This is a genomic window from Pseudomonas sp. P7759 (assembly GCF_013386445.1).
GTDB lineage: Bacteria > Pseudomonadota > Gammaproteobacteria > Pseudomonadales > Pseudomonadaceae > Aquipseudomonas > Aquipseudomonas azotoformans_A.
Genome location: NZ_JACART010000004.1, coordinates 132,967 through 149,904, shown reverse-complemented (window position 1 = coordinate 149,904; position 16,938 = coordinate 132,967). Strand labels below are relative to the sequence as shown.

Sequence of the window (16,938 nt, the reverse complement as noted above, 5' to 3'; positions counted from 1 at the left end):
GGGACAACATTACTTGGCGAGGTAGGCTTTAACGGCGTCGAGTCCTGGTTTGCCATCTACGGTGGTGACACCGGCGAGCCAGGTGTCGAGGACTTGCGGGTTGGCTTTCAGCCAGGCCTTGGCGGCGGCGTCAGGCTTTTGTTTGTCGTCCAGGACTTTACCCATCAGGGTGCTTTCCATGTCCAGGGTGAACACCAGGTTTTTCAGCAACTGGCCGACGTTGCTGCATTCCTGGGTATAACCCTTGCGGGTGTTGGTGTAGATGGTGGCCTGGCCGTAGTTGGGGCCGAACGAGTCGTCACCGCCGGTCAGGTACTTCATCTTGAAGCGGGTGTTCATCGGGTGCGGTTCCCAGCCGAGGAACACGATGGCCTGGTCGCGCTTGGAGGCGCGTTCGACCTGGGAGAGCATGCCGGCTTCGCTGGACTCGACGACTTTGAAGCCGGCGGTTTTCAGGCCGAAGGCGTCTTTGTCGATCAGCGTCTGGATGGTGCGGTTGCCGTCGTTGCCCGGCTCGATGCCGTAGATCTTGCCGCCCAGCTCATCCTTGAATTTGGCGATGTCGGCGAAGTCCTTGAGGCCTTTGTTGTACAGCGCTTCCGGGACGGCCAGGGTGTACTTGGCGTTTTCCAGGTTGGCGCGCACGGTTTCCACGGTGCCGGCATCACGGTACTGCTTGATGTCGTTTTCCATGGTCGGCATCCAGTTGCCGAGGAAGATGTCCATGTTCTTGCCGTCGGCCAGTGACTTGTAGGTCACGGGTACCGAAATCATCGTGGTGCGCGGCTTGTAGCCCAGGCCCTTGAGGATTTCGCTGGTGGTCGCGGTGGTGACGGTGATGTCGGTCCAGCCGACATCGGAGAAGTTGACGGTCTTGCACTGTTCCGGTTCTGCAGCGTGTGCCAGGACTGGCAGACTCAGCATGGCGGCCAACAACAACTGGGGTGAACCTTTCATCTGGGTAGACTCCTGTGTTTTTTCTGGCGGCATTCGCCGCGCTTTATAAGTGTTGCGGTTGGTGCGTGCGACAACAGCTCTGGCACGGTGCCTTGCAAACGAGTCGAGACTGATCATGTACCAGTGAAAATCTGACGCCTACAGGGGGCGTCGTATCCAGTACAGGGATGGTCGTATCCAGTGTCGGTGACGTCGCTTACAGATTTTTCCAGAGGCGAAACTGCAGTTTTCGTTCATCTGCACCGCTAAAAACGGCCAAAACAGGTGATCGTACGCAAGCGACGCTGGTGAGCATGGTTACGTCGGTGTGAGACGCCGTGGCGGTCAGCAAAAGCTTGATGATGCCGCCATCTGGGCGATTTGAGCGTAGCAGCTCCTTGGTGCCCGGTTTGCTCACCTGCGGAGTTCCACGGCAATGGCTATCAGTGTTTTCGACCTGTTCAAGATCGGCATCGGGCCTTCGAGTTCTCACACCGTCGGCCCCATGCGCGCCGCGGCGTTGTTCGTTCAAGGCTTGCGTGAACGTGAACTGTTGGAACAAGTGCGGCGCGTCGAAGTTCAGCTCTACGGCTCCTTGTCCGCCACCGGCATCGGCCACGGCAGCGACACAGCGACCATCATGGGCCTGATGGGCGAATGGCCTGACGCTATCGATCCGTCGCAGATTGGCCTGCGCATTCACACTCTGCGCGAGACCGATACATTGCTGCTGGATGGTCGTTTGCCGGTGCCCTTCGTCTGGGCACGGGACATGCGCCTGCTCGACGAAAACCTGCCGTTCCACCCCAACGCCATGACGCTGGTGGTGTACGGCGACAGCGCTGAACTGCACCGCGACACCTACTATTCGGTGGGCGGCGGCTTCGTAGTGGATGAAGCCCAGGCGCAAAGCGGCGTGGCCGATATGGACCGCACCGAGTTGCCTTACGATTTTTCCAGCGCGGTGGAGCTGTTGCAGCTGTGCAAGACCCACAACCTGCGCGTGGCCGAGTTGATGCTGGCCAATGAAAAGGTCTGGCGCTCCGAAGAAGAAATCCGCAGTGGCCTGATGAAGCTCTGGCGCGCCATGCAGGATTGCGTGGAGCAAGGCCTCAAGCACGAAGGCATCCTGCCTGGCGGTTTGAACGTGCGCCGGCGTGCGGCCAAGTTGCACCGCAGCTTGCAGGAACTGGGCAAGCCGAATGTGATCGGTTCGACCTTGAGCGCCATGGAATGGGTCAACCTGTTCGCCCTGGCGGTCAATGAAGAAAACGCCGCGGGTGGACGCATGGTCACTGCGCCTACCAACGGCGCGGCGGGGATTATCCCGGCGGTGTTGCACTACTTCATGAAGTTCAGCGAGGAAGTCACCGAAGCCAACGTCGTGGATTACCTGCTCGGTGCGGCGGCGGTGGGGATCCTGTGCAAGAAGAACGCCTCGATCTCCGGTGCCGAAGTCGGCTGCCAGGGTGAAGTGGGTTCGGCCTGCGCCATGGCCGCTGCTGGCTTGGCCGAGATCCTCGGCGCTACGCCGGAACAACTGTGCAACGCCGCCGAGATCGGCCTGGAACATAACCTCGGTCTCACCTGCGACCCGGTGGGTGGACTGGTGCAAGTGCCGTGCATCGAACGCAATGCGATTGCGGCGGTGAAGGCGATCAACGCCGCGCAGATGGCGCTGCGTGGTGATGGCCAGCACTTCATCTCCCTGGACCGGGTGATCCGCACCATGCGCGATACCGGGGCGGACATGCATGACAAGTACAAAGAGACATCGCGGGGTGGGTTGGCGGTCAGCGCCGTAGAGTGCTGATCTGATCGGCTTCTGTGGCGAGGGAGCTTGCTCCCGCTGGAGTGCGCAGCGCTCCCAAGATTTTGGGGCCGCTACGCAGCCCAGCGGGAGCAAGCTCCCTCGCCACAAAGGTTTGCATGCGCATAAAGTGAACACCCGGATCCAAAAGCGCCACCTTTTAGCGCGTCGCAAACAGATAAGTAGCTACCGAACGATTTCCCGCCCGACTCGCTGTCACCCGTGCTTGGGGTGACAGACTTCTCCCACGCCCGCAAAGCGCCTTCCCACAAGTGCTACCGTTCTGCTCACGCCCCGTGGGCAGACTCGTTCCTACAGCCGATTCCGGCTATATCCGTACTCGCGGCGCGGGCTTGTTTAGACACGTCATCAGGTCGTTTTTAGGAGTTATTGGACGGCCATTCAATTTTAGGCATGGCATTTGCTCTATCAATTCAAAGCCTCTCTCCTGCCTGGATGAAGAGCGCAATAACAAGAGCCTCGCCTGAGGCCATCACCCGCTTTGTGTGAGGAGATACCGCGATGACGTCGTTCAACTCCGGGGCCCAACCCCAGAACCGTGCGCCTCAATCCATCGGCTTTTTGCTGCTGGACAATTTCACGCTGATTTCCCTGGCCTCCGCAGTCGAACCCCTGCGCATGGCCAACCAGCTCTCCGGTCGCGAGCTGTATCGCTGGACGACCTTGAGCGTCGATGGAAACCAGGTATGGGCCAGCGACGGTCTGCAAATCACCCCCGATGCTTCCATGCACAAAGCCCCAGCCCTGGACACCGTGATCGTGTGCGGCGGCGTGGGTATCCAACGTACGGTGACCCGTGAACATGTGTCGTGGCTGCAAAGCCAGGCGCGCCAATCGCGCCGCTTGGGCGCTGTATGCACCGGCAGTTGGGCCCTGGCCTGCGCCGGTTTGCTCGATGGGTTTGATTGCAGCGTGCACTGGGAATGCCTGGCCTCGATGCAGGAAGCCTTCCCCCGCGTGGCCATGAGCACACGCCTGTTCACCCTCGACCGCAACCGCTTCACCAGCTCCGGCGGCACCGCGCCACTGGACATGATGCTGCACCTGATCAGCCGCGACCACGGCCGTGAACTGTCGGCCGCCATCTCCGAGATGTTCGTGTACGAGCGCATCCGCAACGAACAGGATCACCAGCGTGTGCCGCTCAAGCACATGCTCGGCACCAACCAGCCGAAGCTGCAGGAAATCGTCGCGCTGATGGAAGCCAACCTGGAAGAGCCGATCGACCTGGACGAACTGGCGGTGTACGTCGCCGTGTCGCGTCGCCAGCTGGAGCGGCTGTTCCAGAAATACCTGCATTGCTCGCCATCGCGCTACTACCTCAAGCTGCGCCTGATCCGCGCACGGCAGTTGCTCAAGCAAACGCCGATGTCGATCATCGAAGTGGCGTCGGTGTGCGGGTTTGTTTCCACGCCGCACTTCTCCAAGTGCTACCGCGAATACTTCGGCATTCCGCCACGGGATGAGCGTGTGGGTTCCAACACCACCCAACAAGTGGCGATGATGCCGATTCCGCAGGCGCTGGTGTTGTCACCGTTATCGGGACCGATGTCGGCGTTGAGTCAGGCCAGAAACGAATCGACGTTCGCCAGCGTAAGGCTCTAGACCTTTTGGTGAGCTGGGCTGTTGTGGTGAGCGGGCTTGCCCCGCGCTGGGCTGCGCAGCGGCCCTAAATCTTGGGAGCGCTTCGCACTCCAGCGCGGGGCAAGCCCGCTCACCACAACAAGCCCGCTCGCCACAGTGATCTATTCAGGCGCCGGAGTTCTGTTTGAACTGCACCAGCGCCGGCAACAACTGCTTATCGATCGCCTGCCGCACCGCCGGCAATATCGTCGCACTACCGGTGTACATCTGTTCAACCATCCCCTTGAGCGCCTTGGCCCGCGCCTCGCTCAACCCACGCACCGCACATTCGCAGGCCTGCTCGGCGGTGGCGCCGCTGGACACTTCAAAACCCAGTGAGCGCAGTTGGCCCAGCAGGTCATCCTGGTCAATCAAATCCGCATGCATCATGACGTTTATCCTGGTGAAGGGAACGGGGTTTGACCTCGATTCTGGTAGCCGCCCAAGCGGTCGGCAAGGCGAGATTGCACGAATGCCTCAGATGGCTACGAGCATGTCGTTTTCGGGCCATTTACCGAGCGCATTAATGGGCACACTGAACCCAAGCACTCAGCTTGAAGGTTTGGTCACCCTCAGGATGTCACGCTCACACAAGGCACTCTGCCCCGATTCAGTCACGGCTGGATCGGGGCTTTTTTTGTGGGAGCGGGCTTGCTCGCGAAGGGCGCGCCACGGTCTACCGTTGCAACACCAAAATGCGCGAGAGCAACTCATCCCTATCGATATAACATCCTTGAAAATGCCGCGCCCCGGAAGCCGGGTCAAAAGCATTACGCGCATGCAAGGTGCGGCGGTTGTCGAAGCACCACAACTCCCCCGGATTCAAGCGCTTGACCAGACGAAAGCGATCCTCCCGCGTCATGGCGATAAAACGGCGATACGCGCGATACAGCAACGGCATCTGGGTAACGCTGGCCTCAAACGGCCCACGCAAAAAGTTGGCCATGCGAATCTCCGCCACATCCCCCAGCGCATCCAGCGCAATGATCGGCGCCAGGCGGCGATAGTCGCTGTGCCGGTCCTTGTTGCGAAACTCCACCGGGATCTCACACAGTGCCCGGAACGCTTCGGGCTCTTCCGTGCGCAGAGCGTTGGCGATGGCAAACCCGTCGACAAAAATACTCTCGCCACCGCTGGCATCGTTCACCAGGCAATGCAGGAATTGCAGGCCCGGTTGCAGCTCCCGCGTGGGCAGATCGGTGTGCAAGGGCAGGTTGAAAGCGGTGTAGGCATTGCTATCGGCATCGGCCTTGGATTGCACATTGAACAGCACACCGAAGTTGCTCTCGCGGATGAAGGCAATGCGCTTGGCGATCAGCGCCAGCGAGCCGGGCTCGATTGGGACGCCTCGGATTTGCGTCAGGCCTGAATCGCGCAGCGCCAGCAACCATTGCAGCAGCGCGTTCGGGTCTTCCATGACCGCCGAGTAGTCGAACACCGGCAGTTGGAAGTGACGGTCCCACAGCTGCGATTGGGGCTTTGCCGCACGGCGTTCGGCACGGGATTCGTCGTCATAGGCATGAGCCCGCAACCAGCCGGGATCGTACTGGCTGCGGTGGCCGCCGCTCCATTCCACCCACAGATTGCCTTGATCAAGACGGGCCGAGGCAGCCCTGAGATTGGCGTCCACGTCGACAATCTCCAGCACTTGTTCACGGGTCACGCTGTACACGCATTCTGCACAGGGGCAGTTGTCCCGCAGCCATTGATGATGAAACGGGCTGACCCGCCCATCGGCCCAATGCACGAGGATCTGATCGTCCAGCACCCGCACGTCCGCGATGTCGCAGATCTTCGGGTAGGTACGGAAATCGGCGACAGCGGCGGCGGTTTGCATGGTGGCTCCTTATTGTTTTTTAGGGGGCAGTCCAATCACTCGGCCAAGCAAGGCAGGGCGCGGCAGGTCAGCCTGCTGCGCACTGATAGCCGTAAGTTTTCCCAGCGTGGCCTCGGTGAACGGCGCCGAATTCGGACCGGCCAGATCAACGTGCAGCAGCATCTGCTCGTTGCCCGCCAGCTCCTTTTCATCGCCCACTAAATGCAGGCTGTGATAGAGGTGCAGGCGCTTGGCATCAAAGGCGATCAGTTGGGTATGCACCTCCACGTCGGCACCCAGTTTCACTTCGTGCAGGTAGTTGAGGTGCAGCTCCAGGGTGAACAGTGAATGGCCGCTGGCTTCGCGGTTTTCGCTGTCCAGGCCGAGGGTGTCCATCAGCGCGTCGGTGGCGTAGCTGAAGATCAGCAGGTAGAACGCGTCGCGCAGGTGGCCGTTGTAGTCCACCCAGTCGGGGTGGACCTGGGTGGTGTAGGTGGTGAGTGCGGGCATGTCAGGGGTTCCGTTATTCGGCGAACGTCATGCCGTGCTTGGCCTTGGTGGTTTTCACCGCTTCCAGCACCGCCAGCAGGCAATCATCACGATAGCGCTCCAGTGCCGAAATGCTGTGTTTGCCCAGTTGATCGCTGGTGCCGTCGACCACATCGTCGATCAGCTTGTCGGTCAGCTCTGGCGCTGGCAGGTAGGTCCACGGCAATTGCAGCGCCGGGCCGAACTGCGCCATGAAGTGGCGCATGCCGGCGTCGCCGCCTGCCAGGGTGTAGGTCAGGAAGGTGCCCATGAACGACCAGCGCAAGCCCGCGCCAAAGCGGATCGCGTCGTCGATTTCACCGGTGGTGGCCACGCCGTCATTGACCAGGTGCAAGGCCTCACGCCACAGCGCTTCGAGCAGGCGGTCGGCGATAAAGCCTGGGACCTCCTTGCGCACGTGCAGGGGGCGCATGCCGAGGGATTCATACACCTTGATCGCGGCCTGAACGGCTTGCGGCGCGGTGTTCTTGCCGCCGACCACTTCCACCAGCGGCAGCAGGTAAACCGGGTTGAACGGGTGGCCGACCACGCAGCGCTCAGGGTGGGTCGAACCCTCGTAGAACTCGCTCGGCAACAGGCCGGACGTGCTCGAGCCAATCAACGCATTCGGTTTGGCCGCAGCGCTGATCTTGCTGTGCAGGTCGAGTTTCAGTTCCAGGCGTTCCGGGGCGCTTTCCTGGATGAAGTCGGCGTCTTTCACGCACTCTTCAATGGTGGCGACAAAGCGCAGGCGGTCCTGGGACGCACCCGGCGCCAGGCCTTGTTTTTCCAAGGCGCCCCAGGCGTTGGCGACGCGTTTGCGCAGTGCGGCTTCGGCACCGGGCGCCGGGTCCCAGGCGACCACATCCAGGCCATGGGCCAAGGCGCGGGACACCCAGCCGCTGCCGATGACACCGCTGCCGAGGGCGGCGAAGGTTTTGATTTCGGTGATAAAACTCATGGCAAATTCCTAAAAAAGTGGTGGCTGCGATCAACCGCGCTTGGTCAAACCCATCTTGATTCGGCCTTCCGCCGGGGTCATGACTCGTGCACCCAGGCGGCTGAGGATTTCACTGGCGCGCTCTACCAACTGGCCGTTGGTGGCGAGCACGCCTTTGTCCAGCCACAGGTTGTCTTCCAGGCCGACCCGCACGTTGCCGCCCAGCAGTACCGCTTGCGCCGCCATCGGCATTTGCATGCGGCCGATGCCAAAGCCCGCCCACACCGCGTCGGCGGGCAGGTTGTCGACCATGGCTTTCATGGTGGTGGTGTCGGCCGGCGCGCCCCACGGGATGCCCAGGCACAGTTGGAACAGCGGGTTGTCGAGCAGGCCTTCCTTGATCATCTGCTTGGCGAACCACAGGTGGCCGGTGTCGAAGATTTCCAGCTCGGCCTTCACGCCCAGTTCCTGGATGCGCTTGGCGCCGGCCCGCAGTTGCGCCGGGGTGGAGACGTAAATAGTGTCGCCATCGCCAAAGTTCAGGGTGCCGCAGTCCAGGGTGCAGATTTCCGGCAGCAGCTCTTCGACGTGAGCCAGACGGGTCAACGGGCCGACCAGGTCGGTGTTGGGGCCGAACTCCATTGGGTTCTCGCCGCCGCCGATCTCCAGGTCGCCGCCCATGCCGGCGGTGAGGTTGACGATAATGTCGATGTCGGCCTCGCGAATGCGCTCCATCACTTCGCGGTACAGGGCGACGTCGCGGCTGAACTTGCCGGTTTCAGGATCACGCACATGGCAGTGCACAACGGTGGCGCCGGCCTTGGCAGCTTCCACGGCGGCGGCGGCGATTTGTTTGGGGGTGACCGGCACGTGGGGGCTGCGGCTGGTCGTGTCGCCAGCACCGGTGAGTGCGCAGGTGATGATGACGTCGTGGTTCATTTGGCGGTTCCTTACAGGCGTAGTGGTGCCGTTCGCAGCCCGGTTGAGCTGCGAAACGGTGGTTCAGAAAAAGTTATTGGCTGGTCAGTTGCAGGTTGGCCGCGGCCGGCTTGCCGTCGAAGGTGGTCACACCCTCCAGCCAGCGCGCCTGGTCTTGCGGGTGGTCCTTGAGCCACTGCTTGGCGGACTCGATGGCGTCCTTGTGATCCAGCAACGGCTGCATCATCCGGCTCTCGTCGGCGGCGGTGAAGGTGAGATTGGTCAGCAGTTTGTGCACGTTGGGGCACTGCTCGGCGTAGTTCGGCGCGGTGACGCTCCACACGGTGGCCATGCCTTCGTTCGGGCCCAGGGCGTCATCGCTGCCGGTGAGGTAGGTCATGGCGACGTTGACGTTCATCGGGTGCGGCGCCCAGCCAAAGAACACCACGGCTTCCTTGCGGCGCACCGCGCGGTCGACGGCGGCGAGCATGCCGGCTTCACTGGACTCGACCAGCTGGAACTTGCCCAGGCCGAACTGGTTCTTGGCGATCATTGCCTTGATCTGGGTGTTGGCGCCCGAGCCTGGCTCGATGCCGTAGATCTTGCCGCCCAGCTCTTTTTCGAACTTGGCGATGTCAGCGAAGGTTTTCAGGCCCTTGTCCGCCAGGTAAGTCGGCACGGCGAGGGTGGCGCGCGCGTCTTCGAGGCTGGGTTTGTCGAGGACCTTGACTTGCTTGGCGTCGACGAACGGCGTGATGGTCTGGGTCATCAGCGGGTTCCAGTAGCCCAGGAACAAATCCAGGCGCTGGTCGCGGATGCCGGCGAAGATAATTTGCTGGGAGGCGCTGGTCTGTTTGGTCTTGTAGCCGAGGCCGTCGAGCAACACTTGGGTCATGGCGCTGGTGGCGATTACGTCGGTCCAGTTCACCACGCCCATGCGCACGTTCTGGCAAGATGCTGCATCGGCAGCCAGTACGTTCGTGCTCAAGATGGCGCTGGCGCTGAGTGCAAGCACACAGCGGCTGATCAGTCGGTTCATGGTGGATCCCTCGGCAGGTCGTTATTGTGGGGTCCGGCGTCTTTGTGCGCCGTGGGATCAAGTTACGCAGCTTGAGGGCCTATAAAACGCACGGCGGCGACCAGCTCTTGCACTGCAGCGACCTGCCCCCTTGAATCCACCCGAGAACGGGAGTATCACAGTGCCACGCTGCCCGTCCGACGAGAGCGCCACCATGTCCCAGGATTTCTACTTTCTGCTGATGCCGGGCTTCTCGGCCATCGGCTTTATCTCCGCGCTGGAACCGCTGCGGGTGGCCAACCGCTTTCGTGGCGAGCTGTACCGCTGGCACGTGCTGAGCGCCGATGGCGGCGCGGTGCTGGCGAGCAATGGCATGTCGGTCAACGCCGACGCCGCGCTGGAACCGTTGAAAAAAGGCGCGACCTTGCTGGTGGTCGCGGGCTTCGAACCGCTGCAATTCGCCACCCCCGCGCTGGAACACTGGCTGCGCCGCCTCGACCACGACGGCGTGACCCTCGGCGCCATCGACACCGGCGCCTGCGTCCTCGCCGAAGCCGGCCTGCTCGACGGCCACCGCCTGACCCTGCACTGGGAAGCCATCGACGCGTTCAAGGAATCTTATCCACAGCTCACCGTGACCCAGGAGCTGTTCGAAATCGATCGCCGCCGCATCACCTGCGCCGGCGGTACGGCCTCCATCGACCTGATGCTCGACCTGATCGCCCAGGCCCACGGCCCCGAACTGGCGATCCAGGTCTCCGAGCAATTCGTGCTCGGCCGCATCCGCCCACGCAAAGACCACCAGCGCATGCAGATCGCCACGCGCTACGGCATCAACAACAAAAAACTGGTGCAAGTGATCGGCGAGATGGAGCAGCACACCGAGCCGCCCCTGAGCACTTTGGCCTTGGCCGAAGCGATCAAAGTCACGCGTCGCCAACTGGAGCGCCTGTTCCGCCTGCACCTGAACGACACTCCCAGCAACTTCTACCTCGGCCTGCGCCTGGAGAAAGCCCGGCAACTGCTGCGCCAGAGCGACATGAGTGTGCTGGAAGTGAGCATTGCCTGTGGGTTTGAGTCGCCGTCGTATTTCACCCGTAGTTATCGGGCACGGTTTGCGAAGTGCCCGAGGGAGGATCGGCGAAGGGAAGTGGTTTGACGGCCAATTATAGTCAATTATACTCGTTACTATAATTTATAGTCCTTTCCATAATTGAGTATAAAACCATGTCCAAGCACAGCGGCTTTGTATTCCGCCGTCCCGCGCTGGCAAGCAGCATTGCCGACGGCCTGGTGGGGGCCGGTATCCAGGATTTCACCTCTGGCCTGTTTCTCGCGGCGCCGCGTCGCACGGGCAAAAGTACTTTTTTACGCGAAGACCTGATCCCGGAGTGTCAGCTTCGAGGGTGGCTGGCGGTGTACGTCGATCTGTGGGCTGACAAAGAAAAAGACCCCGCGGAGTTGATTGCCAGCGCCATTGCCGCAGCGCTGGTGCCCTATGAAAAGGGCATTCGCAAGCTGGCCAAGAACCTTGGGATCGAGAAACTGAGCTTTCTGCGTACGCTGTCCTGGGACTTCAGCAAGCCTCAATTGCCCGTCGGCGCGACCTTGACTCAAGCCTTGGAACTGCTGCATCACGCGGCGGAAAAAACCGTCGTCCTGGTGATTGACGAGGCGCAGCACGCCTTGACCAGCGATTCAGGCATCAATGCGATGTTTGCGCTGAAGGCCGCCCGGGATCAGCTCAACCAGGGGCGTGACGAGGAAGGCAGCGGTTTGCATCTGGTGTTCACTGGCTCCAATCGCGACAAGCTGGCCCACTTGGTATTGGGTAAAAGCCAGCCGTTCTTCGGCTCCAGCATCACGCCGTTTCCGTTGCTGGGTAAGGCGTTCACACAAGCCTATACCGCGCACCTCAACGCGCACTTGGCGAAAACCAACCAATTCAGCGCGGACGATATTGATGAGGCTTTTGAGCTGGTTGGCCGTCGCCCCGAGATGCTGCGTACCATCATTGGAGAAGTGGCGCTGGAGTTGGGCGAGGCGAGCAATTTGGGTCAACTGCTGCACAGCCGCGCCGAACTGTTGCGCGCAGGTGTGTGGACCGAATTCGAAAGCGCCTGGAACACGCTCACCATCCCCCAGCGCGCCGTGCTGCAAGTGATGGTAGAGCGCTCTCAAACCAACGAACCCTTCGCGCCGTTCACCGACAGCACCCTCGCTGCGGTCAGCAAAGCACTGGAAGACATGGGCAGCGACGTGGTGCCGGGCACCCAGACGATTCAGGCTTGTATCGATGCCCTGCGCGACAAGGAACTGGTGTGGAAGTCGAGCCGGGGCGGTTATGCACTGGAGGACAAGACCTTTGGCGATTGGCTGCAACACAAGGGCCGTACAGCCAGCTCCCACAGTGAATAGGGGGTTCTTATTTCTTTAGCAGGGCCGAGCAGGCTGCCTTGTAGGCCTCATGTTGATACTTGTTCAGCGTCGCCGGCAGTTCAAAATTGTGCTTCTTGTTCTGCGCATTAATGGTTTGCGGTGACAGCAGCGTCACCTCAACCGCATCCAGCAACTGAAACACCCCTTCAATCTTGAACGTGGTCGGGCCGCCGGCGAACTCACCCTTCTTGCTGCGTTTCTTGATGGCGATACGGGTGATGGCGTTTTCCAGCACAAACGCCTTCACCTGTACGGCAAAGGCTTTGACGTTGGCGGCCTCATCGTCGTCTTCAAGTGCGATTTTCTTGGTCGCCAGGGCGACATGGCGCAACGCCTGATTGTCCAGGGAGGCGACGGCGATGATGGCTTCGCTGCCTTTGATTTCGATGCCGCAAATAGTCATGAATAGCCTTGGTTCAGAGAAAAGTGGCGGTGATTGTCGTTTATTCCTGCCCGATCGACTCCAAAAACTCCGACCGCTCATCGCTCATCCGTGCCAGGCAGTCATTCTGCGCAATCGCATACGCCTTGGTGCCGTTCACTGCTGGGAAGGTGTCCACGGCGCAATCGGCATCCCGTAATTTTTCCCACTTCTGCTGGGCATCCTTCAGACGAGCGGTAATGTCCGCCAGCTTGGTCTTGTCGCTGCCGTAGGTCGAAGCCATGCGTTCCAGCAGGCCTTGATAGTTGTCTTTGAGCAGTTGTTCAGCAGTGGTTTTGTTGTAAGAGGCGCATTCCAGGGTTTGCTTGTCGTTTTCGATGCCGTCGCACGGCGTGCTGTCGGTGTCTTCGGCCGCGTGGACGCCGGTTGCGATGAGTGCCAAAGCCAGGAAAATCGATTTCATTGCGCCGTCTCATATCAGGTGATGCGGGAATTCTGGCTCAAGCGTGGGACAAAGAACAGCCGCCAGTCAGACCACTCATAACAGCCTTTGTCGTGGATTGACGCTTTCGGCAATTCCCCTGTCGTTTTTGCACCCGGCTCTGTCGGCCCCTGGGCATATGCTGGCCCCAAAGCGCCGGCAGACGATTCGGCGCATGAATCGCCAATAAGGGGACGCCTGATGAGCCCAGCCGAATTGCACGCCGACAGCATCGTTATCGACGGGCTGATTATTGCCAAGTGGAACCGCGACCTGTTCGAGGACATGCGCAAAGGCGGCCTCACCGCTGCCAACTGCACCGTGTCGGTGTGGGAAGGGTTCCAGGCCACCATCAACAATATCGTGGCCAGCCAGACCCTGATCCGTGAAAACAGCGACCTGGTGATCCCGGTGAAAACCACCGCCGACATCCGCCGCGCCAAGGAACAGGGCAAGACCGGCATCATCTTCGGCTTCCAGAACGCCCATGCCTTCGAAGACCAGCTTGGCTATGTCGAGATCTTCAAGCAGCTCGGCGTCGGTGTGGTGCAGATGTGCTACAACACCCAGAACCTGGTCGGCACCGGTTGCTACGAGCGTGATGGCGGCCTGTCGGGTTTCGGCCGTGAAATCGTCGCTGAGATGAACCGCGTCGGCATCATGTGCGACCTCTCACACGTCGGTTCCAAGACTTCCGAAGAAGTCATCCTCGAATCGAAAAAGCCGGTGTGCTACTCCCACTGCCTGCCGTCCGGCCTTAAAGAGCACCCGCGCAACAAGTCCGATGAAGAACTCAAGTTCATTGCCGACCACGGTGGTTTTGTCGGCGTGACCATGTTCGCGCCGTTCCTGGCCAAAGGCATCGATTCGACCATCGACGACTACGCCGAAGCCATCGAATACACCATGAACATCGTCGGCGAGGACGCCATCGGCATCGGCACCGACTTCACCCAGGGCCATGGCCAGGATTTCTTTGAAATGCTGACCCATGACAAGGGCTACGCCCGCCGCCTGACCAGCTTCGGCAAGATCATCAACCCGCTGGGCATCCGCACCGTGGGCGAATTCCCAAACCTCACCGAGACCCTGCTCAAGCGCGGCCACCCTGAGCGCGTGGTACGCAAGATCATGGGCGAAAACTGGGTCAACGTCCTCAAGGACGTCTGGGGCGAATAAGCCACCGCCAACGCATCTTTTTCCCCGGCCATTCGCGCCGGGGGCATTAACAAGAATTTTTCTGGAGTTAAGTTTCCATGGCCAAGATCGCCCCGCAATTGCCTATCGAAGTCGACAGCGAAACCGGTGTCTGGACCTCCGACGCCCTGCCGATGCTGTACGTGCCACGCCATTTCTTCGTCAACAACCACATCGGCATCGAAGAAGTGTTGGGCGCCGATGCCTACGCCGAAATCCTCTACAAGGCCGGCTACAAATCCGCCTGGCACTGGTGTGAAAAGGAAGCCGAATGCCACGGCCTGGAAGGCGTCGCGGTGTTCGAGCACTACATGAAGCGCCTGTCGCAACGCGGCTGGGGCCTGTTCAAGATCCAGGACATTGACCTCGATAAAGGCACCTGCAGCGTCAAGCTGGAACACTCCGCGTTTGTGTACGTGTACGGCAAGGTCGGGCGCAAGGTCGACTACATGTTCACTGGCTGGTTTGCGGGCGCCATGGACCAGATTCTTGAGGCGCGTGGCAGCAAGATTCGCACTGTTGCAGAGCAAGTCTACGGAGGCTCCGAAGAGGGCCACGATGACGGCCTGTTCACCGTCAAGCCGTTGTAAGCCGAGGACCGTGCCATGGCTTTCGAAGCAATGTTCCAGCCGATCCAGATCGGCAAACTGACCATCCGCAACCGCGTGCTCAGTACCGCCCACGCCGAGGTCTATGCGACCGACGGCGGCATGACCACCGACCGCTATGTGAAGTACTACGAAGAGAAAGCCAAGGGCGGTATCGGCCTGGCGATCTGCGGCGGTTCCTCGGTTGTGGCTATCGACAGCCCGCAGGAATGGTGGAGTTCGGTCAACCTGTCCACCGACCGCATCATCCCGCACTTCCAGAACCTGGCCGACGCGATGCACAAGCATGGCGCCAAGATCATGATCCAGATTACCCACATGGGCCGTCGCTCGCGTTGGGACGGCTTCAACTGGCCGACCTTGATGTCGCCGTCCGGCGTGCGTGAGCCGGTGCACCGCGCGACCTGCAAGACCATCGAGCCGGAAGAAATCTGGCGCGTGATCGGCAACTATGCCAGTGCTGCCAAACGCGCCAAGGCTGGCGGCCTGGATGGTGTGGAACTGTCCGCCGTGCACCAGCACATGATTGACCAGTTCTGGAGCCCGCGGGTCAACAAGCGTACCGACGAGTGGGGCGGCACCTTCGAAGGCCGCATGAAGTTCGGCCTGGAAGTGCTGAAAGCCGTGCGCGCCGAAGTCGGTGACGACTTCTGCGTGGGCATGCGCCTGTGCGGTGACGAGTTCCACCCGGACGGCTTGTCCCATGAGGACATGAAGCAGATTGCCAAGTATTACGATGACACCGGCATGCTGGACTTCATCGGCGTAGTGGGCTCGGGGTGCGACACGCACAACACCCTGGCCAACGTGATCCCCAACATGAGTTATCCACCGGAGCCGTTCCTGCACTTGGCGGCCGGTATCAAGGAAGTGGTCAAGGTCCCGGTGCTGCACGCGCAGAACATCAAGGACCCGAACCAGGCCACGCGCATTCTGGAAGGCGGTTATGTAGACATGGTCGGCATGACCCGTGCGCACATCGCCGACCCGCACCTGATCGCCAAGATCAAGATGGGCCAGATCGACCAGATCAAGCAGTGCGTCGGCGCCAACTATTGCATCGACCGCCAGTACCAGGGCCTGGATGTGTTGTGCATCCAGAACGCCGCGACCTCCCGTGAATACATGGGTGTGCCGCACATCATCGAAAAAACCACCGGCGTCAAACGCAAGGTTGTGGTGGTCGGTGCCGGCCCGGCCGGGATGGAAGCTGCACGCGTAGCGGCCGAGCGCGGCCATGACGTGACCCTGTTCGAAAAGAAAGAGTTTATTGGTGGGCAGATCACCACGGCGTCCAAGGCGCCGCAGCGTGACCAGATTGCCGGTATCACCCGCTGGTACCAACTGGAGTTGGCGCGGTTGAAGGTCGATCTGCGCCTGGGCGTGGCCGCTGATGCCGACACTATCCTGGACGTGCGTCCGGACGTGGTGGTGCTGGCGGTAGGCGGACATCCGAATGTGGAACAGAACGAACATTGGGGCGCGGCCGAAGGCCTGGTGGTGAGCAGCTGGGATGTGCTCGACGGCAAAGTCGCGCCGGGCAAGAACGTGCTGGTGTACGACACCATCTGCGAATTCACCGGCATGTCGGTGGCGGATTTCCTCGCGGACAAGGGCAGCCAGGTCGAGATCGTCACCGACGACATCAAGCCAGGCGTGGCCATCGGCGGTACGTCGTTCCCGACCTACTACCGCAGCATGTACCCGAAAGAAGTGATCATGACCGGCGACATGATGCTGGAAAAGGTCTACCGCGAAGGCGACAAGCTGGTGGCGGTGCTGGAGAACGAATACACCGGCGCCAAAGAGGAGCGGGTGGTGGACCAGGTGGTTGTCGAAAACGGCGTGCGCCCGGACGAAGCCATCTACTACGCACTCAAGGAAGGCTCGCGCAACAAGGGGCAGATCGACGTCGAAGCCTTGTTCGCGATCAAGCCGCAGCCGTGCCTGAGCGAGGCGGGTGAGGGGTACTTGCTGTTCCGTATCGGTGACTGTGTGGCACAGCGCAATACCCACGCTGCGATCTATGACGCCCTGCGCCTTTGCAAGGATTTCTGACCCAGCCTTGAACCAATGTGTACTCGGTCAAAAATGTGGGAGCGGGCTTGCTCGCGAACGCGGGGAATCAGCCACCGAATGCGTCAGCTGACACACCGCATTCGCGAGCAAGCCCGCTCCCACATTTGGGGCCAGTTTCACAGTAGACCTGTGTGGTCTTTGG

The 16,938-nt window shown here is 60.8% G+C and carries 17 protein-coding genes; 7 read left to right on the top strand and 10 right to left on the bottom strand.

Annotation, left to right across the window (positions count from 1 at the left end; genetic code table 11):
- Positions 1-9 precede the first annotated feature (9 nt).
- Both HX823_RS04695 and HX823_RS04690 read right to left on the bottom strand, forming a co-directional pair.
- Entirely contained in the window at positions 10-957 is a 948-nt protein-coding gene (locus tag HX823_RS04695; RefSeq protein ID WP_177074245.1) for a choline ABC transporter substrate-binding protein, read from the bottom strand.
- 196 nt (positions 958-1,153) lie between these two features.
- The gene (locus HX823_RS04690; protein ID WP_177074244.1) at positions 1,154-1,354 is read right to left on the bottom strand and encodes a hypothetical protein; all 201 of its coding nucleotides are present in this window, start codon (positions 1,352-1,354) and stop codon (positions 1,154-1,156) included.
- Positions 1,355-1,372: 18 nt separating this feature from the next.
- Here HX823_RS04690 and HX823_RS04685 point away from each other — a divergent pair, with 18 nt between their 5' ends.
- Together HX823_RS04685 and HX823_RS04680 are read left to right on the top strand one after the other, a co-directional pair.
- Positions 1,373-2,749: an L-serine ammonia-lyase gene (locus HX823_RS04685; RefSeq protein ID WP_038850239.1), complete on the top strand. Its 1,377-nt coding sequence runs from the start codon at positions 1,373-1,375 to the stop codon at positions 2,747-2,749.
- Positions 2,750-3,268: 519 nt separating this feature from the next.
- Positions 3,269-4,372, top strand: a complete 1,104-nt coding sequence (locus tag HX823_RS04680; protein WP_005792167.1) for a GlxA family transcriptional regulator — start codon at positions 3,269-3,271, stop codon at positions 4,370-4,372.
- A gap of 144 nt (positions 4,373-4,516) precedes the next feature.
- Here HX823_RS04680 and HX823_RS04675 read toward each other — a convergent pair whose 3' ends face one another.
- The 6 genes from HX823_RS04675 to HX823_RS04650 form a co-directional block, all read right to left on the bottom strand.
- Positions 4,517-4,780, bottom strand: a complete 264-nt coding sequence (locus HX823_RS04675) for a hypothetical protein (RefSeq protein WP_010207120.1) — start codon at positions 4,778-4,780, stop codon at positions 4,517-4,519.
- 286 nt (positions 4,781-5,066) lie between these two features.
- Positions 5,067-6,227: a gamma-butyrobetaine dioxygenase gene (locus HX823_RS04670; protein WP_177074243.1), complete on the bottom strand. Its 1,161-nt coding sequence runs from the start codon at positions 6,225-6,227 to the stop codon at positions 5,067-5,069.
- Between the two features lie 9 nt (positions 6,228-6,236).
- Positions 6,237-6,716, bottom strand: coding sequence for a thioesterase family protein (locus tag HX823_RS04665; RefSeq protein WP_038848899.1), 480 nt, complete (start codon positions 6,714-6,716; stop codon positions 6,237-6,239).
- 13 nt (positions 6,717-6,729) lie between these two features.
- On the bottom strand, positions 6,730-7,695 hold the full coding sequence (locus tag HX823_RS04660) for an L-carnitine dehydrogenase (protein ID WP_038848897.1): 966 nt from the start codon (positions 7,693-7,695) through the stop codon (positions 6,730-6,732).
- 30 nt (positions 7,696-7,725) lie between these two features.
- The gene (locus HX823_RS04655) at positions 7,726-8,613 is read right to left on the bottom strand and encodes a 3-keto-5-aminohexanoate cleavage protein (RefSeq protein ID WP_038848894.1); all 888 of its coding nucleotides are present in this window, start codon (positions 8,611-8,613) and stop codon (positions 7,726-7,728) included.
- Between the two features lie 73 nt (positions 8,614-8,686).
- Positions 8,687-9,631: a choline ABC transporter substrate-binding protein gene (locus HX823_RS04650; RefSeq protein WP_038848891.1), complete on the bottom strand. Its 945-nt coding sequence runs from the start codon at positions 9,629-9,631 to the stop codon at positions 8,687-8,689.
- 193 nt (positions 9,632-9,824) lie between these two features.
- Here HX823_RS04650 and HX823_RS04645 point away from each other — a divergent pair, with 193 nt between their 5' ends.
- Together HX823_RS04645 and HX823_RS04640 are read left to right on the top strand one after the other, a co-directional pair.
- The gene (locus HX823_RS04645; RefSeq protein WP_016977789.1) at positions 9,825-10,769 is read left to right on the top strand and encodes a GlxA family transcriptional regulator; all 945 of its coding nucleotides are present in this window, start codon (positions 9,825-9,827) and stop codon (positions 10,767-10,769) included.
- 68 nt (positions 10,770-10,837) lie between these two features.
- Positions 10,838-12,028 (top strand): AAA family ATPase, encoded by a 1,191-nt coding sequence (locus tag HX823_RS04640; protein WP_177074242.1) that lies wholly within the window; start codon positions 10,838-10,840, stop codon positions 12,026-12,028.
- 7 nt (positions 12,029-12,035) lie between these two features.
- Here the strand turns inward: HX823_RS04640 and HX823_RS04635 are convergent, their stop codons facing one another.
- Together HX823_RS04635 and HX823_RS04630 are read right to left on the bottom strand one after the other, a co-directional pair.
- Complete coding sequence (locus tag HX823_RS04635; RefSeq protein ID WP_177074241.1) at positions 12,036-12,452, bottom strand: DUF3010 family protein; 417 nt, start codon at positions 12,450-12,452, stop codon at positions 12,036-12,038.
- A gap of 40 nt (positions 12,453-12,492) precedes the next feature.
- Complete coding sequence (locus tag HX823_RS04630; RefSeq protein ID WP_016977792.1) at positions 12,493-12,894, bottom strand: lysozyme inhibitor LprI family protein; 402 nt, start codon at positions 12,892-12,894, stop codon at positions 12,493-12,495.
- Positions 12,895-13,113: 219 nt separating this feature from the next.
- Here HX823_RS04630 and HX823_RS04625 point away from each other — a divergent pair, with 219 nt between their 5' ends.
- The 3 genes from HX823_RS04625 to dgcA all read left to right on the top strand — a co-directional run bounded on the left by HX823_RS04625 (position 13,114) and on the right by dgcA (position 16,775).
- Positions 13,114-14,091 (top strand): dipeptidase, encoded by a 978-nt coding sequence (locus HX823_RS04625; protein WP_005792153.1) that lies wholly within the window; start codon positions 13,114-13,116, stop codon positions 14,089-14,091.
- Between the two features lie 77 nt (positions 14,092-14,168).
- On the top strand, positions 14,169-14,699 hold the full coding sequence (locus tag HX823_RS04620; protein ID WP_038848876.1) for a DUF5943 domain-containing protein: 531 nt from the start codon (positions 14,169-14,171) through the stop codon (positions 14,697-14,699).
- 15 nt (positions 14,700-14,714) lie between these two features.
- Positions 14,715-16,775 carry a dimethylglycine demethylation protein DgcA gene (gene dgcA / locus HX823_RS04615; RefSeq protein ID WP_038848875.1) on the top strand — a complete coding sequence of 687 codons (2,061 nt, stop codon included), beginning with the start codon at positions 14,715-14,717 and terminating at the stop codon, positions 16,773-16,775.
- The last annotated feature ends 163 nt before the right edge of the window (positions 16,776-16,938 follow it).

Coding starts and splice junctions, on each gene's coding strand:
- HX823_RS04695 (WP_177074245.1), bottom strand. CDS start 957: ATGAAAGGTTCACCCCAGTTGTTGTTGGCCGCCATGCTGAGTCTGCCA.
- HX823_RS04685 (WP_038850239.1), top strand. CDS start 1,373: ATGGCTATCAGTGTTTTCGACCTGTTCAAGATCGGCATCGGGCCTTCG.
- HX823_RS04680 (WP_005792167.1), top strand. CDS start 3,269: ATGACGTCGTTCAACTCCGGGGCCCAACCCCAGAACCGTGCGCCTCAA.
- HX823_RS04675 (WP_010207120.1), bottom strand. CDS start 4,780: ATGATGCATGCGGATTTGATTGACCAGGATGACCTGCTGGGCCAACTG.
- HX823_RS04670 (WP_177074243.1), bottom strand. CDS start 6,227: ATGCAAACCGCCGCCGCTGTCGCCGATTTCCGTACCTACCCGAAGATC.
- HX823_RS04665 (WP_038848899.1), bottom strand. CDS start 6,716: ATGCCCGCACTCACCACCTACACCACCCAGGTCCACCCCGACTGGGTG.
- HX823_RS04660 (WP_038848897.1), bottom strand. CDS start 7,695: ATGAGTTTTATCACCGAAATCAAAACCTTCGCCGCCCTCGGCAGCGGT.
- HX823_RS04655 (WP_038848894.1), bottom strand. CDS start 8,613: ATGAACCACGACGTCATCATCACCTGCGCACTCACCGGTGCTGGCGAC.
- HX823_RS04650 (WP_038848891.1), bottom strand. CDS start 9,631: ATGAACCGACTGATCAGCCGCTGTGTGCTTGCACTCAGCGCCAGCGCC.
- HX823_RS04645 (WP_016977789.1), top strand. CDS start 9,825: ATGTCCCAGGATTTCTACTTTCTGCTGATGCCGGGCTTCTCGGCCATC.
- HX823_RS04640 (WP_177074242.1), top strand. CDS start 10,838: ATGTCCAAGCACAGCGGCTTTGTATTCCGCCGTCCCGCGCTGGCAAGC.
- HX823_RS04635 (WP_177074241.1), bottom strand. CDS start 12,452: ATGACTATTTGCGGCATCGAAATCAAAGGCAGCGAAGCCATCATCGCC.
- HX823_RS04630 (WP_016977792.1), bottom strand. CDS start 12,894: ATGAAATCGATTTTCCTGGCTTTGGCACTCATCGCAACCGGCGTCCAC.
- HX823_RS04625 (WP_005792153.1), top strand. CDS start 13,114: ATGAGCCCAGCCGAATTGCACGCCGACAGCATCGTTATCGACGGGCTG.
- HX823_RS04620 (WP_038848876.1), top strand. CDS start 14,169: ATGGCCAAGATCGCCCCGCAATTGCCTATCGAAGTCGACAGCGAAACC.
- dgcA (WP_038848875.1), top strand. CDS start 14,715: ATGGCTTTCGAAGCAATGTTCCAGCCGATCCAGATCGGCAAACTGACC.